Origin of the sequence: Candidatus Arcticimaribacter forsetii (assembly GCF_910589745.1) — a bacterium.
Taxonomy (GTDB): domain Bacteria; phylum Bacteroidota; class Bacteroidia; order Flavobacteriales; family Flavobacteriaceae; genus Arcticimaribacter; species Arcticimaribacter forsetii.
The window spans coordinates 450,205-469,960 of sequence record NZ_OU342399.1 but is presented as its reverse complement, the minus strand read 5'-3'; the positions used below and the strand labels follow the sequence as shown (position 1 = coordinate 469,960).

Below are 19,756 nucleotides of genomic sequence, written 5' to 3'. Positions count from 1 at the left end.
TAAATCAGTTTAAAGTAGTGTATTATTAAATACTGATTTAATATAAACATTATCGTTTCCCTAATTCTGATGAAAAGAATTTTTCTTTTAAGCTTATTTCTTATCCTCCCACTAATTTCAACTGCACAAATGCATGAAGTAGGTGTTTTTCTTGGGGGAAGTAACTCCATTGGTGATATTGGAAGCAGAAAATTTATCAATACAAAGTCACCTGCTTTTGGCTTAGTTTATAAATACAACATTACTACACGTTACTCATTTCGAGGAAGTTTTTCATATTCCAAAATAGAAAACAGAAATTTTTTCACAAATGACCTCAACAGATTTTTAACTTTTCTAAGTGCAACAAATCAAATATTAGAATTTTCAGGAGGAATTGAATTCAATTTTTTTGATTTTAATTTACATGATCAGGATTTAGATTTTTCTCCTTATGTTTATTTGGGACTTAACTATTTTCAGTACGACTTGTTTTATACAGATCAAAATTCACCACTAAGCCCAGTTAAATATAGTGATGACCTGGAATTTGCAATTCCATTAGTTATTGGAGCGAAGGCTAAATTAAGTGAGCAGTTTGTTTTGAGCTTTGAAGTAGGTGCACGATATACTTTTACTGACAATTTAGATGGTAGTAATCCTGTTAATGAATTTGAAAATAACCCCAATTTAAAACACGGTGCTTTGTATAATAATGACTGGTATATGTTTACTGGTTTAACTTTAAGTTTTACCTTTGGGCGATTACCTTGTTACTGTAAAGAGAAATAATGAATTTAGACTTAAGTAAAATACCATCCCATGTAGCTATCATCATGGATGGTAATGGCCGCTGGGCTAAAGCTCAAGGAAAAAACAGACTATTTGGACATAAAACTGGTGTGAAAGCTGTTCAAAAAATTGTGGAAGAATCTGCGCGCTTAGGAATTGAAAATCTAACACTTTATGCTTTTTCTACAGAAAACTGGAAACGACCTGAAAAGGAAGTAACCATTTTGATGACCTTACTTGTTAGCTCTTTGAAAAAAGAATTAAAGCAGATGACAGAGAATAATATTCTTTTTAACACAATTGGCGATTTAAGTAAATTACCTGGACCTGTTCAAAAAGAGCTAAAATATACCATTGAACAGACTCAAAACAATTCTGGAATGAAGTTAACCTTAGCACTGAACTATGGTGGTAAAGAAGAGTTAACTCAAGCATTTAAAGAGATCGCTCATAAAGTTAAAAATAATATAATTTCTCCCGAAAATGTTGATGAAACCATAATAAATAAGCATCTTTACACGCAAAATTTACCTGATGTAGATTTATTGATTCGAACCAGTGGTGAAGAAAGAATTAGCAACTTTTTGTTGTGGAAAATAGCTTATGCAGAATTATATTTCACAGAAATTCTCTGGCCCGAGTTTAATGAATCACATTTACACCTAGCAATACATGATTACCAAAAACGAGAACGTAGATTTGGAAAAACAAGTGAACAACTCAATGCTTAAGCCTTTATATAAAAACTCGGTATTACTTTTTATAATACTAGTATTCACCTTAGGCGCAAAAACACTTAGTGCTCAGACTAATGCTCCTACCAACTATAATAACTCTAAAAAGTACACGATCGACTCGATTAAAGTTACTGGACTTAAGAGTTATAATAGTAAAACTGTTATTTCTTACAGTGGACTAAGAAAAGGGCAAGTTATTCAAGTACCTGGAGAAGAAATTAGCTCTGTTATTCAAAAGCTTTGGAATCTTGAATTATTCAGTGATATTAATTTTTACATCGCTGAAGTTAATGGAAATCTTTTAACCTTAGAAATTGAAATTGAGGAGTTACCTACCCTATCTGAAGTTAAAATTATTGGTATTAAAAACAAAAAAGCTGAATCGCTTATAAAAGATACAGAATTAACTAAAGGCAAAAAACTGTCTGAAAGTTTTTTGACAAATACTAAAAATTACATTGTAAATAAATATAGAAAAGAAGGATACCTAAACACCAAGGTAACCTTAAATACAATTCCAGACTCTACAGCTCAAAACGTTTTGAAAATGGTTGTAAATGTAGATCGAGGAGATCGTGTAAAGATTAAAACAATTGATTTTGAAGGAGTAAAGGAGTTTTCTCCAAGGATACTAGCTTCAAAATTAAAAAACACAAAGAAAAAACAGTTTTATAGGTTTTGGAAAAAATCCAAATATATTGACAAAGACTACCAAGAAGATTTAACATCACTTATCGACTTTTATAAAGAAAAAGGATTTCGTGACGCAAGAATTATTTCAGATACAATTATAGAAGCTGACCAATCAGATTTAGCAATTAAATTAAAAATTGAAGAAGGAAGTAAATATTATTTTGGAGACATAAAGTATCTAGGAAACGCTGCTTATACCGACCGTGTTCTTGCTTCTGTTTTAGGAATTAAAAAAGGTGATACGTACAACGGGATTTTATTAAAAGAAAGAATTGCGGATGAATCTAAACCCGACGGTAACGACATTACTAATTTATACCAAAATAATGGATATCTTTTTTCAAATATAAATGCCGTTGAAGTTAGTGCCGAGAACGATACCATAAACTTCGAAATTAGAGTTACAGAAGGTAAATTAGCCTCTTTTAACAAGATTTCGGTTGTTGGAAATGACAAAACTAATGACCATGTAATTTTTAGAGAATTACGAACAAAGCCTGGAGAGCTTTACAGTAAAGACAAGGTTGTTAGAACTGTTAGAGAACTAGGACAACTAGGTTTCTTCGATGCAGAGCAGATTAATCCTGACTTTAAGAATGTTGATCCAAATGCTGGTACCGTTGACATTGAATTTGGTCTAGTTGAATCAGGTGCAAGTCAAATTGAACTTCAAGGAGGTTATGGTGGTGGTGGTTTCATTGGAACACTCGGACTATCTTTCAATAACTTTTCCATGCGAAATATTTTTGATAAAGCTTCCTATAGACCAGTTCCCTCAGGAGACGGTCAGTCTTTAAGCCTTCGTTTACAAGCTAGTCAGTTTTATAATACCTATAGTTTTTCTTTTTCAGAACCATGGTTAGGAGGAAAACAACCAGTTCAATTTTCAACTTCACTTTCGAGAACAAACCAGTTTAGATATGACTTTTTTACTCAAAGAGCTGATAAAAGTCAATCATTTCAAATCAGCAGCATTACTTTTGGCTTAGCAAAAAGACTCAGAGTCCCAGATGATTTTTTTACATTATCGCAGGCTGTTTCTTACCAATATTACAACCTTCAGAATTACTTTACGGGTCTATTTACTTTTGGAAATGGAGAGTCAAATAACATCGCTTACACGATTTCGCTTTCTAGAAATAATACTTCTGTGAACCCTATATTCCCTACTGCAGGATCAAGCTTTGTAATAAGTGCAAAACTTACACCTCCTTTCTCTCTATTCAGTGATATTGACTATGGAAACTTAGAAAACCTTCAAGAATTTAAATCTCTAAATTCAGATGGAGAATTAGTAGCAGATCAAGCAAAAATGGATCAGGAAAAATTTCGTTGGTTAGAGTTTTACAAAGTTAAATTCAATGGAACTTGGTACACTCAAATATGGGATAAACTTATTTTGAAAACACAGGCAGACTTTGGTTTCCTTGGAACCTACAATAGTGACCGTGGAGCAATACCTTTTGAACGTTTTTATCTAGGGGGAGACGGTATGGCTAATTATGCTCTTGATGGAAGAGAAACTATTGCTCTTCGTGGATATGAAAATCAATCTTTATCCAGTAGAGATGGATCAACGATTTACAACAAGTTCTCTCTAGAATTACGGTACCCTATTACCCTAAAACCTACTGCATCTATTTATGCTCTTACGTTCCTTGAAGCAGGAAACGGTTATAATAGCTTTAGCGACTTCAACCCTTTCAACTCAAAAAGATCCGCAGGGGGAGGGATTAGAATCTTCATGCCTGCATTTGGATTATTAGGAATCGATTTTGGTTACGGGTTTGATGGAGCAAACGACGGTGAAATAGGGCCACATGGATGGGAAACACATTTCATAATTGGTCAACAATTCTAAAGAATGAAAAAGTTAAACATATTATTACTTTTTTTAACACTACTCTACTTTAATAAAAATTGGGGCCAAAGAGGGGTGCGTATAGGATATATCGATATGAATGTTATTCTAGAAAATGTTGATGAATATCAAACAGCCAATACGCTACTAAATAAAAAGGTAGAAGAATGGAAAAAAGAAATTGAACTCCAAAAACTCAAACTTAAAAAGTTAGAAGATGCTCTAAACGCAGAAAAAGCATTACTAACCCCTAATTTAATTTCTGACAGAGAACTAGAAATTAATGATTTTGCCGCAGACATAGTAAATCTTCAAAGTCAAAAGTTCGGTCCTAATGGAGCATTAATACAACAAAAAACGAAACTTTTAAAACCAATTCAAGATCGAGTACTCGGAATTGTACGCGAAATTGCTAAAGAAAGAAAATATGACTTTATTTTTGACAGATCTTCTGACTTGGTTATGTTGTATTCCGCAAAAAATTACGATATTAGCGACCTAGTTTTAAGAAAAATTAACTCTCAGGATCGAATTAAAAATCGAAAAAAGGATTTAGAAAAGAGAAAAGAGCAAATTAAAAAGCTAAAAAACAATTAAGAATAAAACACAGACAACTAAATACAAAAAAATGAAAAATTTAAAATCACTTTTACTTGCAACATTAATGTTTGCCCTTCCTTTGACAGCTACTTTTGCTCAATCTAAAGTTTCTCACATAGATTTAAGTAAACTAATTAGTGAAATGCCGGAAGTAATTGCTGCTAACAAACAAATAAAAGCATTAGAGGAAACTTACTCTAATGAGATTGAAAATACAATTAAAGAGTTTCAATCTAAATATAAAGAATACGAAGCTCAGGCGTCTACTTTATCACCTGTTACTCAGCAAGCACGTGCTGCTGAACTCCAAAGCATGCAACAAAACATCCAGACTTTCCAAGAAACTGCAAGTCAGGATCTACAAAAGAAAAGAGCCGAATTACTTAGACCTCTTTACGAAAAAGCGGTAGCTGCAATAGACAAAGTATCTAAATCATTAGGATTTGATTATGTATTAGACACTACTCAAGGTCTTGGTGTGCTTGTATCAAATGGTACTGATATCTCTGCAGAGGTTAAAGTTGAATTAGGATTCTAATACAACTCAACACATAATACAAACAAGCTGCCTTAAATTTTAGGGCAGCTTTTTTTATATGATGAAAACAAAAAATAATTCATACATAGGGATTTTTGACTCAGGTGTAGGAGGCTTAACGCTATTACCTGCTCTCGAATCATTACTACCAAACGAAAAATTTTTATATATTTCGGATGATGCCTTTGCTCCTTATGGCAAAAAAGATAAAAATGAAATTATTAACCGTTGTAAAATTGTAACTCAAAATTTAATAAACAAAGGGTGTAAACTCATCATTGTTGCATGTAATACTGCTACTACCAATGCAATTGATATACTCAGAAATGATTTTCCAATTCCATTTATTGGAATAGAACCTGCAATTAAACCTGCAGCACTTGAAAGCAAAACTAAAGTCATTGGAGTACTAGCTACAAAAGGAACATTAAGTAGCTCTCTTTTTGCCAAAACTAGTGCTACCATAACCAAAGACGTACAAGTAATTGAACAAGTTGGAGAAGGACTTGTTGAATTAATAGAGACTGGATCATTAAATAGTCCTGATCTTACTAAATTACTAGAATCTTATATAAATCCAATGCTTGATCAAAACATCGATACTTTGGTTCTAGGATGTACTCATTATCCCTTTTTAATTTCTAGGTTAAAAAATATGTTACCAGAAAACGTGAAAATCATAGATAGCGCAGATGCTGTTGCTAAACAAACTCTCAAAGTATTATTAAACAATAATCTTGAATGTCTGTATACGAAAAAAGGCAGTGTTGAATTTATAAGTTCCTCAAAAAAATCATCACTTTATAATTTTCTTCCGAACGAAACGCTTGTTACTGTTCTTAATTCTGATTTTTCTTAAACCAGCTAGAATACATTAAATAGTTTTTAGCTATTCTTTCAATTTCATCTTTTTGAAGTTTCGGGTCTATATCTTTAATTTTCTTTGCAGGTATTCCTGCAAATATAGTTCCCTCCGGTACATGAGTATTTTGAGTAACAACACTTCCAGCAGCTATAATACTATTCGATTCAATAATACAGTTATCCATAATAATACTACCCATACCAACTAAAACACGGTCTTTTAAAGTACATCCATGCACAATAGCATTATGACCAATAGAAACATCGTTTCCTATAATTGTTTTAGTTTTTTCGTAGGTAGCATGAATAACAACTCCATCTTGAATGTTAACTCGATTTCCTATTCGAATGGAATTAACATCACCTCGTATTACAGCTTGATACCATACAGAACATTGATCTCCCATTACTAAATCTCCTATTAGAGTTGCATTTTCAGCTAGGAAACAATCAGTTCCCCATTGGGGTGTAAAATTTCGAACGGTTTTGATGAGCATAATAATGTTTTTATCGAAGATAGTAATTTGGTTAAAATGAAACTGTGAAAAACGCATCATCGAAGATAGGTTTTGTGTATTTTTGTAAAAAATTTGTAATGACTACATATACTATTACTCCCTCTCAAACTCAAGACGAAACTATTGCTAGATTCGAAATATCTCCTGCTTTAGAGATAATACAAGCTTCTAAATTTAATAATATAGATGAAGCAAAGGATGCTCCACTAGTGCAACAAATGTTCTATCTACCGTTTGTAAAGTCTGTAGTTCTTAAAAAAGAAGCCTTAGAAATCGAACGCTTTAGTATTCTAGAATGGAAAGATGTTTTAGAAGATGTTTCTTTAGAAATTGAAACCTATTTGAACAAAGGTGGAACAATTATAAATCAAGTAGAACCTCTTAAAAAAGTTCCGATTACAATATATGCTGAAAGCACTCCCAACCCAGGAGTAATGAAGTTTGTAGCAAACAAGAAACTTGTAGATCAAATTTTTGAATTCAAAAATATTGACGAAACTACAAATGCCCCTTTAGCACAAAAGTTATTTCATTTTCCTTTTGTAAAGGAAGTATTTATGGATACAAATTATATATCCATAACAAAATTTGAAGTTGCCGAATGGGATCAAATAGTTTTAGAGATTCGTGAATTTCTTCGTACATTTTTAGAAGAAGGAAACGAAGTAATTGTTCCTCAAAAAGTAGAGGTGATAGCTGAAACAGCAACTAGTGTTGAATCTGAACCCCTAGACGAAATTTCACAACAAATAGTTGGAATAATAGAAGATTACATTAAACCTGCAGTAGCTGCTGATGGAGGTAATATATTATTTGACTCTTATAATTCAGATGACAAAAGCGTAAAAGTAGTTTTACAAGGTGCTTGTAGCGGATGCCCATCTTCTACTTTTACGTTAAAAAATGGAATTGAAAACATGCTTAAAGAAATGTTACCAGGAAAAATTTCTACCGTTAATGCCATCAATGGATAAATTTATTGAACTCTAAAAAACACACCAACTCCTTAATTAATGAGCTAAGTGCTTATTTACTTCAACATGCTCATAATCCTGTTGACTGGTTCCCATGGAAAAAGGAACACTTAAAAAAAGCTAAAGAAGAAGGGAAGTTAATTTTAATTAGTATCGGTTACGCTTCTTGTCATTGGTGTCATGTTATGGAGCATGAGTGTTTTGAAGACGAAGAGGTTGCTTCGTTTATGAACTCAAACTTCATAAACATAAAAGTAGATAGAGAAGAGCGTCCTGATGTAGATCAGGTTTATATGAACGCCTTACAACTAATAAGTGGACAAGGAGGTTGGCCTTTAAATATGATTGCGCTTCCAGACGGAAGACCAATCTGGGGTGGAACATATTTCCCAAAAGAACGGTGGTTGCAAGTTTTATCTCAAATAAAAGATCTTTCTCAAAAAAAACCACAAGACTTAGTCCAGTATGCTGATAATTTAGAGAAAGGATTAGCTCATTTTGAACCTCAACAAAACACGCAAGAACTCTTAAGTTTTGAAGAACTATCGAAAAGCTTAGAGCAAGTAATTTCAAAAAAAGACAGCTTGAACGGAGGGTTAATAGGAGCTCCTAAATTCATGATGCCAACTTTACTACAATTCATTTATAACGGAAGCAAACTCTGTTCTAATGAAGATGGAGGAAATCATTTTCATTTCTCACTAGAAAAAATGGCATTAGGTGGAATTTTTGATTGCGTAGAGGGTGGATTTTCGAGGTATGCTGTTGATGAAGAATGGCACGTTCCCCATTTTGAAAAAATGGGTTATGACAACGGCCAGTTAATATCGTTATATTCTAAAGCATTTAAAGACAAACCTAAGGAGCTATATAAAGAAGTAGTTTTTAAAACCATTTCTTTTGTTAAGGATAATCTATGTTCTCCCCAAGGAGGATTTTATGCCGCATTAGATGCAGATAGTATCGATGAAAAAGGAAAACTGGTAGAAGGTGCTTATTATGTTTGGACTAAAGAAAAGATTCTAACTCTTTTTCCAGAAAATCAAAGGCTTGTTTCTGCTTATTTCTCTATTAATGATGATGGATATTGGGAAGACGGAAACTTTGTGTTAAGAAGGATGCAAAATGATGAAGAATTTGCAAACCGTTTTCAAATACCTTTAGAAGAACTAAAAACTAAGGTTCTAAAATGGAATACTTTATTGCTAGAGGAACGTAACAAGCGTCCAAAGCCAAGATTAGATGATAAAATTATTTGCTCGTGGAATGCGTTACTCACCTCTGGGATCCTAGACGCATACAGGAGCTTCAGAAATCCAAAACACCTAGAATTAGCATTAAACAACTTAAAATTCATTGAGAATAATTTCGTTTGTGAAAGAGGGAATTTAAAAAGAATTTCAAAGAATGGGATTAATAAAATTGATGGCTTTTTAGAGGACTACGCAACAATCATTAAATTATACGTAGATCTTTACGAAACAATATTTTCTGATCAATATATTTTAAAAGCTCAAAAACTGATGGAATATTGTATTTCTAATTTCAAAGATGAAAACGGATCCTTATTTTTCTTCAGCGAAACAGACGAACTCGTAATTAGAACAAAAGAAACTTCCGATAATGTTATTCCATCTTCAAATGCTATTATGGCTGAAAACTTAATTCGACTTTCAAGTCATTTAGGAATTATAGACTATAAAAACCAAGCTATAGAAATGATTCGTGCTTGTAAACAAGATATAACAGAGTATCCTAGAAATTATACATATTGGCTAACAGTTGCGTTTAGAATTTACAAACCTGGTTATGAAGTGTTAGCCGTTGGGCCAAATGCAAAAAAAGATATTGAAAAACTTCAAAACAATGCGGTTATAAATTGCAGCTGGTCTGCATCAAATAATTCGAGTTTACCCCTATTTAAAAATAGATCATCAGATTCAAAAACCGTTTTTTATTTGTGTAGAGAGAGTCAATGTGAACTTCCCCTTAATTCTATTGAAGCTGTTCAAAAAAAATTAGAAGAACTTATTTCTTAGTTGCAGTTGTATAAAAATCCTTTAAGTAAAAAGGTTCAAAATAAGCTACATCCTCGAACTGTTGGGTCTCAAACTTTTTTGTACCCATACTAACCATATTTTTTGACGAGGGTAGTTGAAGTTCCTCTAAAAACAAGCTATTTGTTCCTGTTAGAATTTGTTTAGATTTTTCAGTACCGGTACCCAAAAAAACAAGGCGTCCTTGATCTTGAAATTTTTGAAAAGAGGAAGAAGTTAGTATTTCAGCATGAGTTGGTTCTATTACCTCTCTCTTAGAATTCATAACAAGTGCAAAAACTTCCATTCTTCTTGCATCTAACATCGGAATTAAGATATCATTTGGTAGTGGATCGTAAGCCTCTGCAAGAACTTCTAATGTGTTAACTGCAATCAGCGGAATATCATTAGCAAAACAAAGTCCTTTGGCGGTAGAAACGCCTACTCGAAGCCCCGTGTAAGAGCCTGGCCCCATACTAACCACAACACCATCCAATTGGTTAGCTTTTAGATGGGTGTCACTTAAAAGTTTCTCTATAAATAAATGTAAATGGTCACTATGACGAAAATCTGCTTCGTTGTTTTCAATACAATGAAGCAGATTTCCGTTTTGTGATAAAGCTACTGAACAATGTGTTGTAGCTGTTTCAAGATGTAATAAGTAAGACATAAAACAAAATTAAGAAGAACTTCCCTCTAAATTTCAAGTTTTAAGCCAAAATAAAACTCTAAAACTTTAAGTTTAAAAACATAATCGAATTTAGCTCTCAACTCGTCAGAAACTGAAGCTTCATAACGTTGCTTGATCTGAGTATATTCAAAAGAGTTCATTACCCCAGCATCATATCTTTTTGTTGCGTCGTTAAATGCATCATTTCTAGCTATAACCGTTTTTTGGGCAGCGTTATAAAACTTATAAGCACCTTTTGCATCGTTGTATGCTTGATTAACTGTGCTTTCTAAATTTAATTTTTGTTGTTCAAATTGATTTTCAGAGCGCATCAAGTTTACCTTACTCCTTTTGACGCTATTTCTTGCTGCAAAACCATTTAAAATTGGGATGTTTAAAGCAATTCCAAAGTTATGACCATCATTCATTTTAAACTGATCCGCAAACGAATTTGGACCAATTACTCGTGTTTCTTCTAGTTGTCTAACTACTTCTTGACCCGTTGAAGCTACTGTTCCAATAGGAAACTGATTAAAAACACCCGTTCCTGTTAATCGGTCTGAATATGATATTCTTGTACTATAACTATAAAAAGCAGATAAAGACGGTTGAAGCGATGTCTTAGCGATTTCAATATCAGTCTTAGAAATCTCTAGATTAGTAACCGAAAGTTTGATGTCATTTCGGTTGGTTAATGCCTCTTCAAATATTGCTTTAGGATCTTTATCTAAAATTTCAGGTAAGGGAGCATCGAATTTTTCAACAGCAATATCAAAATTTTCATAATCTGTAATGAGTAATAATTGAGCCAAATTAATTTTAGTTAAACGTAAATTATTTTCAGCTTGAACTACAGCTTGTTCTTGAGAAGCAATTGTTGCTTCTAATTCAAACACATCCCCAACTGTTAAAACACCTGCTTTAATTAAGGCTTTGGTTCGATCTAATTGTTTTAAAGAAACTTCTAATTGACTTTTTTGAACTTCTAAAAACTCTCTATTAAACATAACTTGCAAATACGAGTTAGCAACAAGTAAACTTGTGTTATCTATTATGTTTGCTAAATTGTATTGCTGTGCTAAAAGAGATAGATTTGCTCTGTGTAACCGCTTTACATTTTGTAAACCGTTATATAGATCTACTCCCATATTCACACCCATTGAAGTAAATTGGGTCGTTAAGTTCTCTAAAAGACCCGTAGTAATGTTTTGATTTAAACCAATATTCCAAGAATGACTTGTTTGAGCATTAATGTTTGGAAGAAAATTTCCAAAGGCACTACTTTTATCAAGCTCTGCATTGGCAATATCTAACTCAGATTGTTTAATGGTAATGTTCTTTTCAAGAGCTAATTCAACACAATCTTGAAGTGTAAGCGTTTGTCCTTGAGCATAAAAAGAAGCACAAAAAATTGCTGCTACAGAAGTGTATTTTAATATTGTATATCTCATAATGAAATAGGAATTACGATTAATTATTTTCAGAAGCTTCCTCGTCTTCCTTTTTATTCTCCTCTGTTTTGTTCCATACCTTAATATTATCTTCCATAGTAAGACCTGAAATAATTTCGATGTTTATACCATCAGAAATTCCAGTTTCTAAATCTCTTCTTTCAAATTTTTGATCTTCAATTTGAATCTGAACGTATGGCTTTTCAGTCTTTTTATCAAATTGTAATAAAGCTTCTGGAATTGCTAAAATACTGTCTTTACGCTCTAAAACTAAAGAGGCATTTGCACTGTATCCCGCACGAACAAAAAAGTCTTTGTCTAAATAAACATCTCCTTCAATTTTGAACTGAACTGCGCCTTGCTCCTCATTCCCTTTAGGCGCTATAAATTTTAATTTAGCTTCAAATTCTTTATTCTGAATTGCCCCCAAATTTACAGTCAATGGCATCCCTATCTGTAATTTTCCAACTTCAGATTCATCAACTTTCCCTTCGAAAATCATTTTACTAAGGTCTGCAATTACTGCAATGGTAGTTCCATTATTAAACGTATTACTCTCTACAACTTGATCTCCTTCTTTAATGGGCATTTCAAGAACTGTCCCTGGAACAGTTGCACGAATATTTGTGTTTGCAGTAGCAGAACCTCCAGCGGATCCTAATTTAATTATTTGAAGATCACTATCAGCATTTGCAACATCTTGTTTTGCTCTACTATAATTTAATTCAGCATTTTGAAATTCTTGTAAAGAAATAATTTCTTTCTCAAATAGACTTTTATTTCTGTTGTACTCGATTTTAGCATTCTCCATTAAAATTTTAGTATTTGCTAATCTCCCTTTTGCACTATTCAAAGACTGTTCATTAGGAACTACTTTTACTTTTGCAAGTAGATCTCCTGTTTTTACATTATCTCCTTCTTCTACATACAATGTTTCGATAATACCAGAAATTTGTGGCTTAATCTCTACTTCATCTTCTGGGATAACTTTTCCTGTGGCAACAGATTTCATTTCTATTGAAGTAATCAAAGCAGTTTGAGTGTCAAATTGAATTGAAGGTTTACTATTTGATTTAATGAAATAAGTTGCTGCGTAAAGAACTCCAAATAAAATGGCAGCTATGATTATATATTTAAATACTTTTTTCATGGTTTGTTTTTTATTTATTATCAAGTTTATGTTATTCTTCTCTAAGTGCGTCAATAGGTTTTATACTTACTGCTCGTTGTGCAGGGATCAATCCGATTAAAGTTCCGAGGGTTACCATAATGACTAGGGCACCCAGAACAAAAGAAATCGGAACTGTTGGGTTAGTGTACGGGAAATCTGTTAGGTCGACCGTTGCAGAGTTTATCCCTGAAAGAACAAATGCTCCAAGTACTATACCTAAAACACCAGCAATAAAAGTTAAAAAAACAGACTCTAAAATAATCTGAGCACGTACTTCTCCTGGTGTTGCTCCTAAAGCTCGGCGAATTCCTAACTCTTTGGTTCGTTCTTTAACTGAAATTAAAAGGATGTTCCCAATACCAATTACACCTGCTATTATCGTAGCAATTCCAACAATAAGGGATAGAAAAGTCATCCCTTTAGAGAACCCCATAATTCTACCGAAAATTTCACCTAAGTTAAACGACCCGAAAGCACGTTCATCCTCAGGAGATACTCTATGGATTCTTTTTAAGGTTTGTTTTACTTGTTCTTCAACCGCAACAACATCTGCATCATCATATGCTGCAATGGTTAGCCAATCTACATTATCTCCTGTATTATAAAGTTTTTTATAAGTAGAAAAAGGAATAAAAACATCACCGTCACTTTCAAAACCTCCACCTTCAATGTATTTATGTACCCCAATAACTTGAAAGTAGATATCATCGATTCGAATGTATCCACCGATTGGATTCTCATCTTTTTCGAATAATTCTTTTTGTGTACGTTCTCCAATTACACAAACCTTTCTTTGTTTGTCTATATCCGATTGATTAATGAAACGACCACCGTCAAAAATTTTCTTAGTTGCTATTTTGGTGTACTCCGGAAAGTCACCATAAATCGTGTAGTTCCCAGATTTTGATCCACGAACTATTTGAGAACCACCAGAACCATCAAATATACCTTTTGCATTTCTAGGTGCCACGAATTGAATTGCTGGAATATTATTTTTGATTTTTTGAACGTCTTGGATTTTAAGTCGCGGCCTTCTACCCGTCTTGAAACCTTCATAAGGAATACTTGTACTTTGCGCCCAGACAAACATAGAGTTCATCGCAACATTTTCAAACTCACGTTCAAAACCGTTGTCCAAACCTTTTGCAGCACCAGAAAGAGCTATATAAATAAATATACCCCACAATACACCAACCACTGTTATGATGGTACGGACTTTATTTTTCCTGATAGAGCCAAAAATCTCTTGCCAAGTATCTCGATCAAATATTATTTTTAAACTATTCATCTCTTAGGGCAACTATGGGTTTAATTCTCGCAGCGCGTTTCGCTGGAATATATCCTGCAATTCCTCCAAATAAAATAAGTATTACAGTTGCAAATAAAGCTGTTGATGTATCTATATAAGGATCCTTGATAAAATAATCTTGTAATGAAACTCCAATTGATTTTAACACAAATATCCCTATGAATAATCCAACATATCCTGAGATTGTTGTAATGAATATAGACTCATGTAAGATCATTTGAATGACTGATTTTGGAGTTGCACCTAATGCTTTTCTTATTCCCAATTCTTTAGTTCTTTCTTTAACAACAAAAACCATAATATTTGAAATTCCGATGATTCCTGCTATTAAAGTCCCTAAACCAACAAAAGTCACAATTAGCTGAAGAACATTGGCGAATTGTTGATTTTGCTTTAGTGCATCTGCTCTATTTCTAAAGAAAATTCCATTTGGATCACTGGGTGCAATTGACTTTTTCTTTTTTAAAAATTCTCTCAATTTTCGTTCAAATACCAAAGACCCTGAATGGCCTATTTGCGGTTTAAACGCTAGAACTATTTCATCTACTTTATCATTACTTTTTTCAAGTAATTGTCTTGTTGTGTAAGGTATATAAATATATCGTTCTTCTCGATCTCCACCATCGTCTTGAAAAACTCCTATAACTTTAAAAACACTGTTTCCAACATCAATAAATTTACCTATTGCATCTTCTTGACCAAATAAATCTTGAGCAACCAAACGACCTATAACAGCATATTTTGTTTTGTTTTTTACATCATCTTCGTTAATGTAACGGCCTTTCATGATGATGGTTTTCTCCGCAAATTGATGTGCTGGACCAACCCCGCGGGTCGTATAATTATCAAATTCGTTTTTGTACTTTACTGTAGCTCCTCTTGATATTCTTGGTGTAATATATTCTAGAAAAAAAGGGAAATTTTCTTTAATATCAGCAAGGTCTGAATTGTCAAATTCAATTCTTCGATTGGATTTAAATCCTTTGTAAGGCTTAGATGTTTTCCCTGCAAATAGTGAAATTGTATTGGTAGCATCATCTAAGAAAAATTCTTGGAACTGATTTTTAAGTCCATTACCAAAACCAAAAAGAATTATAAAAATAAAAATCCCTAGGGCAACTGTAAACCCTGAAAGGAATGTCCTTAATTTATTCTTTCGAATGGTTTCAAATATTTCTAACCAACGGTCTCTACTGAACATAATCTGCTGCTAAAACTTGTTTAACCTTTTTATCTTCTATAATAACACCATCCTTTAGCTTTACAACTCTTTTGCACATTTCAGCTATATCTTCCTCGTGTGTAACAACTAGAATTGTATTTCCTTCTTGATTAATTTTCTGAATTAAATCCATAACTTCATAAGAAGTTTTGGTGTCAAGAGCTCCAGTGGGTTCATCTGCTAAAAGGACTTTAGGTTTAGATGCCATTGCACGGGCGATAGCAACTCTTTGTTTTTGACCTCCTGACAATTCACTTGGAAGGTGGGTTGCCCAATCGGCTAAACCTACCATTGTTAAATATTTAAGAGCTTGTTCTTGACGTTCTTTTCTCGATACTCCTTGGTAATATAAAGGCAGAGATACGTTTTCGATTGCTGTTTTGTAATTAATTAAGTTAAATGATTGGAATACAAAACCTAGAAACTTGTTTCGGTATTTTGCTGCTTTGGTTTCATCTAAATCTTTAATCAATACATCGTCAAGGGTATAGGAACCTTCGTCAAGTACATCTAGCATTCCTAGTATATTTAATAAGGTTGATTTACCTGATCCTGAAGAACCCATTATTGCAACTAACTCACCTTGTTCTACTTCGAAGTCAATCCCTTTAAGGACATGAAGCGATGAATTACCCATTTTATAGGATTTATGAAGACTTTTTATTTGTATCATGAATAACGTATAAATATCTTTTTACTCTAACTTAATTATAAGACGCAAGAAAGATCAAAAAGTTACATTTTAAAATTATTTTTTTAAAATCTTAAAAACTGAGTAACCAACTGCTGCGACCAAAATATATGGTATGGCCATTAAATATACAATCCCATTGTTGATTCCTTTTGCAGTCTGTTGCCCCTCTTCCGATTCCAGGACGGCTCTACACATAGAGCATTGAGCTTCTATATCAAAAGAACCCATTAGAAATAAAAGAATAAAATAAGGAAGTAACTTTTTCATTAATTATAATAAGGGGATATCATGAAGTAAACAATTACTCCCGTAATCGTTACATAAAGCCATATTGGAAATGTAATTCTAGCAATTTTTCTATGTTGTGTGAATTGTTGTGATATAGCTCTTACAAATGAAATTAAAACCAAAGGTATTAAAGCAATTGAAAGTAAAATATGTGAAATAAGAATTATAAAATAAACTGTTTTAACCCATCCTTCACCACCAAAAGGTGTAGGATCTGTTGTTAAATGATATACAATATACATTATTAGAAAAGCTAACGAAAGACCAATAGCAGTTTTCATTAATTGTTCGTGTAAGTTTATTTTTCTTTTTTTTATTGCCCACAAGGCAAGTAATAAAACAATAGCAGTATACCCATTTATTGCGGCGTAAATCGGTGGGAGAAATGAAAATGACTGACTTGTTTCTAATCTAATTCTAAATAAAATTGCAACCACCACTGGAATTGCAATTGAAACCAAAATTATTAAATTCTTGTACTTCAAAGAGGATTTACTGGCATTCATAATAAATTAGTATTCGTTAAGTAATAGTTTAATGTCTGTTAGAAGCATGTCTACTCCTTGCTCATCAACACCATCTTGATCTATACCAAGATAATAAACAATTGGGTTTCCATAATCATCTTGACGAGATCTTATAAAACCTTTCTTATCTATTAGAGCAAAATATCCTTGGTGCTCAAAACCTCCTGCAACTGCTGGGTTTATTTCAGCAAATATATTAAATCCTGTATTTGCTAATTCGTAAACTGATGTTTTAGGTCCAGTTAAAAAATTCCAATGATTTGAGTTTCCAACATACCCTTCTGCATACTTTTTTAGTACCGAGGGAGTATCATGATCCGGATCTATTGTAAAAGATGCAATACCAAAATCATTGTTAGATTCAAACTGGTCATTTAATATTTTCATATTCCTATTCATTATAGGACAGATTGAAGGGCAGCTGGTAAAAAAGAATTCTACTACATAAACCTTTCCTAAATAATCTTCATTTGATATATACAGACTGTCTTGATTTAGAAATAAAAAATCAGGAACTTTTTTTGCCTCACCATTAATCTTAATATAATCTAGCGCTTTAAAACCGGGCTTAACAGACCTGCTACTTTCCACAATTAAATTATTAGAAAACCGATCAATTATTTTGGGAACAACAATAACCGCAAAAATTATTATGATGATTATTAGTCCAATGTAAGAAGATTTCTTCATATGTTCATATGGTTAATTTAATACTAAAAACCTACTAAAAGAAGTTTTCTACTTTTGACGGTTAGAATTGTTCTTTTTTAGAGCTAACCGATATTCCGCTAGAATAACCTTTACATCATCTGTCATCTTATTATTTAAAGAAGCAACAGAAGATGCATTATACCCGTAAAGAGTTCCGACATCCTCATCGTCGTCTCTTCCACGTAATTTAGACTCTCTGTCTAATATAAAAACGGTAGATGTGCTCTGTTTGTCAGATAAAATAACATCGCTCTTTAAACTATTAAAAAGGTCTTCGATTTCATTAGGTGTGCCGAATATGAAATTCCATTTAACCATATCTGTTCCAACCCCAATTTCAATTTCAGAAATAATTTCTTTGATTTCATCTTGAAGACTGTCTTGAACAGCTATCACAAACTGGAAATCTTTAAATTGATAAAAGCGTTTGTAAATTTTCTGATTTAAATTGAAAGCGTCTCCTTTTTTTTCCTCTAAATCATTTCCCCAAAAACCAAGAATGGTTATTTTGTTGTTAAACTTAACGGGAGTGCCAGAAAGAGATGTCCATCTTTCTATCTCAGGGATATCTTTAGTAAGCACAGGAAGCTTTGCGAAATTATTAATTCCTGAAGCAAAAAATAAATAAATAACGATTGGGAATACAAATAAAATCCCGAGTACTAAATACTTTTTATATGCATTATTTTTCATTTAATATTTTAGAAGTTCCAGCTCACAAAACCGGTACGCATAACCTCAAAGATATAATCTGCTTCTACTAAAAGAATCCAGCTTAAGTAAGGTATCAAGATCACTAAAGGAAGTACAATAGATCCTTTAAATCCAGATTTTTCGTCTCGGATGTGCATAAAGTCCCAAGCAATATAATATGCTTTTACAATTGTTAAGATGATGAAAATCCAGTTAAGAAGTTTCATCCCTAAAAACATCCCCATTAAACTTTGGGGTTTTACAATTCCGAGGACTACTTCTATTGTTGTTACGATAGATAAAAAGATCAAAACACCCCAGATTTTCTGAACGTTTGATTTGAATTTTAATAATCCTCTAAAAATGGCTAAATTTTCTGTATCGTGTGCCATGGTATATATTTTTTATTAATTAAACTAGGTAGAAGAATGTAAATACAAATACCCAAACTAAATCTACAAAGTGCCAGTATAGTCCTACTTTCTCAACCATTTCATAGTGCCCTCGCTTCTCGTAAGTTCCCATTATTACGTTGAAGAAAATAATAATATTAATTACAACACCAGACAATACGTGGAATCCGTGGAATCCGGTAATGAAGAAAAAGAAGTCGGCGAACAATCTATTTCCGTATTCGTTGTGAATCAAGTTTGCCCCTTCAACAACATTGATAGCTCCTTCTAATTGTAACAAGGATTCCTCTCTTGAAAGTATAATCTTATGACCAGACTCATCTATTTTTTCACTTTTGATAGCAAGGTTTGCGTGAGACTTGAACCCAGTTGTTACTTCTTCTAAACTATAACTTGGTAATGTAGTTTCACCCACAAACCAAATACCATTACTTTCTTGGTGTGTTTCTCTTGGCGAATCGATCTCAACTGCAAAATCAGCTAAAGCAACTCGTTTTCCAGTTTCTGAATCCACAAACTGAAGGATTTGACCTCCTTTTGTTTCAAGAGCTCCATATTCTCCTTTGATAAAGTTTTTCCATTCCCAAGCTTGAGACCCAACAAATATAGCTCCACCAATAATAGTAAGAAGCATATAAAAAGTAACTTTAGCTTTGTTCATATGGTGTCCAGCATCTACTGCTAAAACCATAGTAACTGATGAGAAAATCAGGATGAAAGTCATCAAGGCTACATAATACATCGGAGCATCTATTCCATGTAAAAAAGGGAAGTGAGTAAACACTTCGTCGGCAATAGGCCAAGAATCAATATTTTTAAATCTGGAAAAACCATAGGCCACTAAAAAGCCTGTAAATGTTAGTGCATCAGAAACGATGAAAAACCACATCATCATTTTCCCATAGCTTGCATTTAATGGTTTATTTCCTCCACCCCATACATTCGTTTCTTCTGTTGTGTTGCTTACATTAACTTCCATAAAAAAGTTTCAAATTTTAATTTTACAAAAATAGTA

At 32.9% G+C, this 19,756-nt stretch carries 21 protein-coding genes; 8 read left to right on the top strand and 13 right to left on the bottom strand.

Features of this window, described 5'->3' with window-relative positions; genetic code table 11:
* Nucleotides 1-69: 69 nt before the first annotated feature.
* Genes porG through murI form a run of 6 tightly spaced genes read left to right on the top strand, consistent with a single transcriptional unit; the run spans nucleotide 70 to nucleotide 6,059 of the window.
* Nucleotides 70-771, top strand: a complete 702-nt coding sequence (gene porG, locus NG655_RS02170; RefSeq protein WP_252157713.1) for a type IX secretion system protein PorG — start codon at nucleotides 70-72, stop codon at nucleotides 769-771.
* Nucleotides 771-1,502, top strand: coding sequence for an isoprenyl transferase (locus NG655_RS02165; protein ID WP_252157712.1), 732 nt, complete (start codon nucleotides 771-773; stop codon nucleotides 1,500-1,502). Before porG ends, NG655_RS02165 begins: the two co-directional genes overlap by 1 nt.
* Nucleotides 1,495-4,062: a BamA/OMP85 family outer membrane protein gene (locus tag NG655_RS02160; protein ID WP_252157711.1), complete on the top strand. Its 2,568-nt coding sequence runs from the start codon at nucleotides 1,495-1,497 to the stop codon at nucleotides 4,060-4,062. The genes NG655_RS02165 and NG655_RS02160 overlap by 8 nt, the downstream gene beginning before the upstream one ends.
* A 3-nt stretch (nucleotides 4,063-4,065) precedes the next feature.
* Entirely contained in the window at nucleotides 4,066-4,659 is a 594-nt protein-coding gene (locus NG655_RS02155; protein ID WP_252157710.1) for an OmpH/Skp family outer membrane protein, read from the top strand.
* A gap of 31 nt (nucleotides 4,660-4,690) precedes the next feature.
* A complete protein-coding gene (locus NG655_RS02150) occupies nucleotides 4,691-5,200 on the top strand; it encodes an OmpH/Skp family outer membrane protein (protein WP_252157709.1) in 510 nt (169 codons plus the stop codon).
* 58 nt (nucleotides 5,201-5,258) lie between these two features.
* Entirely contained in the window at nucleotides 5,259-6,059 is an 801-nt protein-coding gene (gene murI, locus NG655_RS02145) for a glutamate racemase (protein ID WP_252157708.1), read from the top strand.
* On the opposite strand, the gene NG655_RS02140 is transcribed toward murI, so the two are convergent.
* Entirely contained in the window at nucleotides 6,040-6,561 is a 522-nt protein-coding gene (locus NG655_RS02140; protein ID WP_252159071.1) for a gamma carbonic anhydrase family protein, read from the bottom strand. The two genes, murI and NG655_RS02140, sit on opposite strands and share 20 nt — an antisense overlap.
* Before the next feature lie 98 nt (nucleotides 6,562-6,659).
* Between NG655_RS02140 and NG655_RS02135 the strand changes: the two genes are divergently transcribed.
* Both NG655_RS02135 and NG655_RS02130 read left to right on the top strand, forming a co-directional pair.
* Nucleotides 6,660-7,556, top strand: coding sequence for a NifU family protein (locus tag NG655_RS02135; protein WP_252157707.1), 897 nt, complete (start codon nucleotides 6,660-6,662; stop codon nucleotides 7,554-7,556).
* Between the two features lie 5 nt (nucleotides 7,557-7,561).
* A complete protein-coding gene (locus NG655_RS02130; RefSeq protein WP_252157706.1) occupies nucleotides 7,562-9,595 on the top strand; it encodes a thioredoxin domain-containing protein in 2,034 nt (677 codons plus the stop codon).
* Here NG655_RS02130 and tsaB read toward each other — a convergent pair.
* The 12 genes from tsaB to NG655_RS02070 form a co-directional block, all read right to left on the bottom strand.
* Nucleotides 9,585-10,262, bottom strand: coding sequence for a tRNA (adenosine(37)-N6)-threonylcarbamoyltransferase complex dimerization subunit type 1 TsaB (gene tsaB, locus NG655_RS02125; RefSeq protein ID WP_252157705.1), 678 nt, complete (start codon nucleotides 10,260-10,262; stop codon nucleotides 9,585-9,587). The genes NG655_RS02130 and tsaB overlap by 11 nt on opposite strands.
* Nucleotides 10,263-10,288: 26 nt before the next feature.
* On the bottom strand, nucleotides 10,289-11,713 hold the full coding sequence (locus NG655_RS02120; protein ID WP_252157704.1) for a TolC family protein: 1,425 nt from the start codon (nucleotides 11,711-11,713) through the stop codon (nucleotides 10,289-10,291).
* A 19-nt stretch (nucleotides 11,714-11,732) separates the two neighbouring features.
* A complete protein-coding gene (locus NG655_RS02115; protein ID WP_252157703.1) occupies nucleotides 11,733-12,863 on the bottom strand; it encodes an efflux RND transporter periplasmic adaptor subunit in 1,131 nt (376 codons plus the stop codon).
* Nucleotides 12,864-12,894: 31 nt separating this feature from the next.
* On the bottom strand, nucleotides 12,895-14,172 hold the full coding sequence (locus NG655_RS02110) for an ABC transporter permease (protein ID WP_252157702.1): 1,278 nt from the start codon (nucleotides 14,170-14,172) through the stop codon (nucleotides 12,895-12,897).
* Nucleotides 14,165-15,394, bottom strand: a complete 1,230-nt coding sequence (locus NG655_RS02105) for an ABC transporter permease (RefSeq protein WP_252157701.1) — start codon at nucleotides 15,392-15,394, stop codon at nucleotides 14,165-14,167. Before NG655_RS02105 ends, NG655_RS02110 begins: the two co-directional genes overlap by 8 nt.
* Entirely contained in the window at nucleotides 15,384-16,088 is a 705-nt protein-coding gene (locus tag NG655_RS02100) for an ABC transporter ATP-binding protein (RefSeq protein ID WP_252157700.1), read from the bottom strand. The genes NG655_RS02105 and NG655_RS02100 overlap by 11 nt, the downstream gene beginning before the upstream one ends.
* Nucleotides 16,089-16,163: 75 nt before the next feature.
* Nucleotides 16,164-16,376, bottom strand: a complete 213-nt coding sequence (locus NG655_RS02095) for a hypothetical protein (protein ID WP_252157699.1) — start codon at nucleotides 16,374-16,376, stop codon at nucleotides 16,164-16,166.
* Complete coding sequence (locus NG655_RS02090; RefSeq protein ID WP_252157698.1) at nucleotides 16,376-16,903, bottom strand: DUF420 domain-containing protein; 528 nt, start codon at nucleotides 16,901-16,903, stop codon at nucleotides 16,376-16,378. Before NG655_RS02090 ends, NG655_RS02095 begins: the two co-directional genes overlap by 1 nt.
* Nucleotides 16,904-16,909: 6 nt before the next feature.
* Nucleotides 16,910-17,614: an SCO family protein gene (locus NG655_RS02085; protein ID WP_252157697.1), complete on the bottom strand. Its 705-nt coding sequence runs from the start codon at nucleotides 17,612-17,614 to the stop codon at nucleotides 16,910-16,912.
* Between the two features lie 48 nt (nucleotides 17,615-17,662).
* Nucleotides 17,663-18,328: a hypothetical protein gene (locus NG655_RS02080; RefSeq protein ID WP_252157696.1), complete on the bottom strand. Its 666-nt coding sequence runs from the start codon at nucleotides 18,326-18,328 to the stop codon at nucleotides 17,663-17,665.
* Nucleotides 18,329-18,336: 8 nt separating this feature from the next.
* On the bottom strand, nucleotides 18,337-18,720 hold the full coding sequence (locus NG655_RS02075) for a cytochrome C oxidase subunit IV family protein (RefSeq protein ID WP_252157695.1): 384 nt from the start codon (nucleotides 18,718-18,720) through the stop codon (nucleotides 18,337-18,339).
* Nucleotides 18,721-18,739: 19 nt separating this feature from the next.
* Nucleotides 18,740-19,720 (bottom strand): cytochrome c oxidase subunit 3, encoded by a 981-nt coding sequence (locus NG655_RS02070; RefSeq protein WP_252157694.1) that lies wholly within the window; start codon nucleotides 19,718-19,720, stop codon nucleotides 18,740-18,742.
* Nucleotides 19,721-19,756: the final 36 nt, after the last annotated feature.

What these genes read in the sequence shown, in the direction of transcription:
- porG (WP_252157713.1), top strand. Translation starts at nt 70, where the DNA reads ATGAAAAGAATTTTTCTTTTAAGCTTATTTCTTATCCTCCCACTAATT.
- NG655_RS02165 (WP_252157712.1), top strand. Translation starts at nt 771, where the DNA reads ATGAATTTAGACTTAAGTAAAATACCATCCCATGTAGCTATCATCATG.
- NG655_RS02160 (WP_252157711.1), top strand. Translation starts at nt 1,495, where the DNA reads ATGCTTAAGCCTTTATATAAAAACTCGGTATTACTTTTTATAATACTA.
- NG655_RS02155 (WP_252157710.1), top strand. Translation starts at nt 4,066, where the DNA reads ATGAAAAAGTTAAACATATTATTACTTTTTTTAACACTACTCTACTTT.
- NG655_RS02150 (WP_252157709.1), top strand. Translation starts at nt 4,691, where the DNA reads ATGAAAAATTTAAAATCACTTTTACTTGCAACATTAATGTTTGCCCTT.
- murI (WP_252157708.1), top strand. Translation starts at nt 5,259, where the DNA reads ATGATGAAAACAAAAAATAATTCATACATAGGGATTTTTGACTCAGGT.
- NG655_RS02140 (WP_252159071.1), bottom strand. Translation starts at nt 6,561, where the DNA reads ATGCTCATCAAAACCGTTCGAAATTTTACACCCCAATGGGGAACTGAT.
- NG655_RS02135 (WP_252157707.1), top strand. Translation starts at nt 6,660, where the DNA reads ATGACTACATATACTATTACTCCCTCTCAAACTCAAGACGAAACTATT.
- tsaB (WP_252157705.1), bottom strand. Translation starts at nt 10,262, where the DNA reads ATGTCTTACTTATTACATCTTGAAACAGCTACAACACATTGTTCAGTA.
- NG655_RS02120 (WP_252157704.1), bottom strand. Translation starts at nt 11,713, where the DNA reads ATGAGATATACAATATTAAAATACACTTCTGTAGCAGCAATTTTTTGT.
- NG655_RS02115 (WP_252157703.1), bottom strand. Translation starts at nt 12,863, where the DNA reads ATGAAAAAAGTATTTAAATATATAATCATAGCTGCCATTTTATTTGGA.
- NG655_RS02110 (WP_252157702.1), bottom strand. Translation starts at nt 14,172, where the DNA reads ATGAATAGTTTAAAAATAATATTTGATCGAGATACTTGGCAAGAGATT.
- NG655_RS02105 (WP_252157701.1), bottom strand. Translation starts at nt 15,394, where the DNA reads ATGTTCAGTAGAGACCGTTGGTTAGAAATATTTGAAACCATTCGAAAG.
- NG655_RS02100 (WP_252157700.1), bottom strand. Translation starts at nt 16,088, where the DNA reads ATGATACAAATAAAAAGTCTTCATAAATCCTATAAAATGGGTAATTCA.
- NG655_RS02095 (WP_252157699.1), bottom strand. Translation starts at nt 16,376, where the DNA reads ATGAAAAAGTTACTTCCTTATTTTATTCTTTTATTTCTAATGGGTTCT.
- NG655_RS02090 (WP_252157698.1), bottom strand. Translation starts at nt 16,903, where the DNA reads ATGAATGCCAGTAAATCCTCTTTGAAGTACAAGAATTTAATAATTTTG.
- NG655_RS02085 (WP_252157697.1), bottom strand. Translation starts at nt 17,614, where the DNA reads ATGAAGAAATCTTCTTACATTGGACTAATAATCATCATAATAATTTTT.
- NG655_RS02080 (WP_252157696.1), bottom strand. Translation starts at nt 18,328, where the DNA reads ATGAAAAATAATGCATATAAAAAGTATTTAGTACTCGGGATTTTATTT.
- NG655_RS02075 (WP_252157695.1), bottom strand. Translation starts at nt 18,720, where the DNA reads ATGGCACACGATACAGAAAATTTAGCCATTTTTAGAGGATTATTAAAA.
- NG655_RS02070 (WP_252157694.1), bottom strand. Translation starts at nt 19,720, where the DNA reads ATGGAAGTTAATGTAAGCAACACAACAGAAGAAACGAATGTATGGGGT.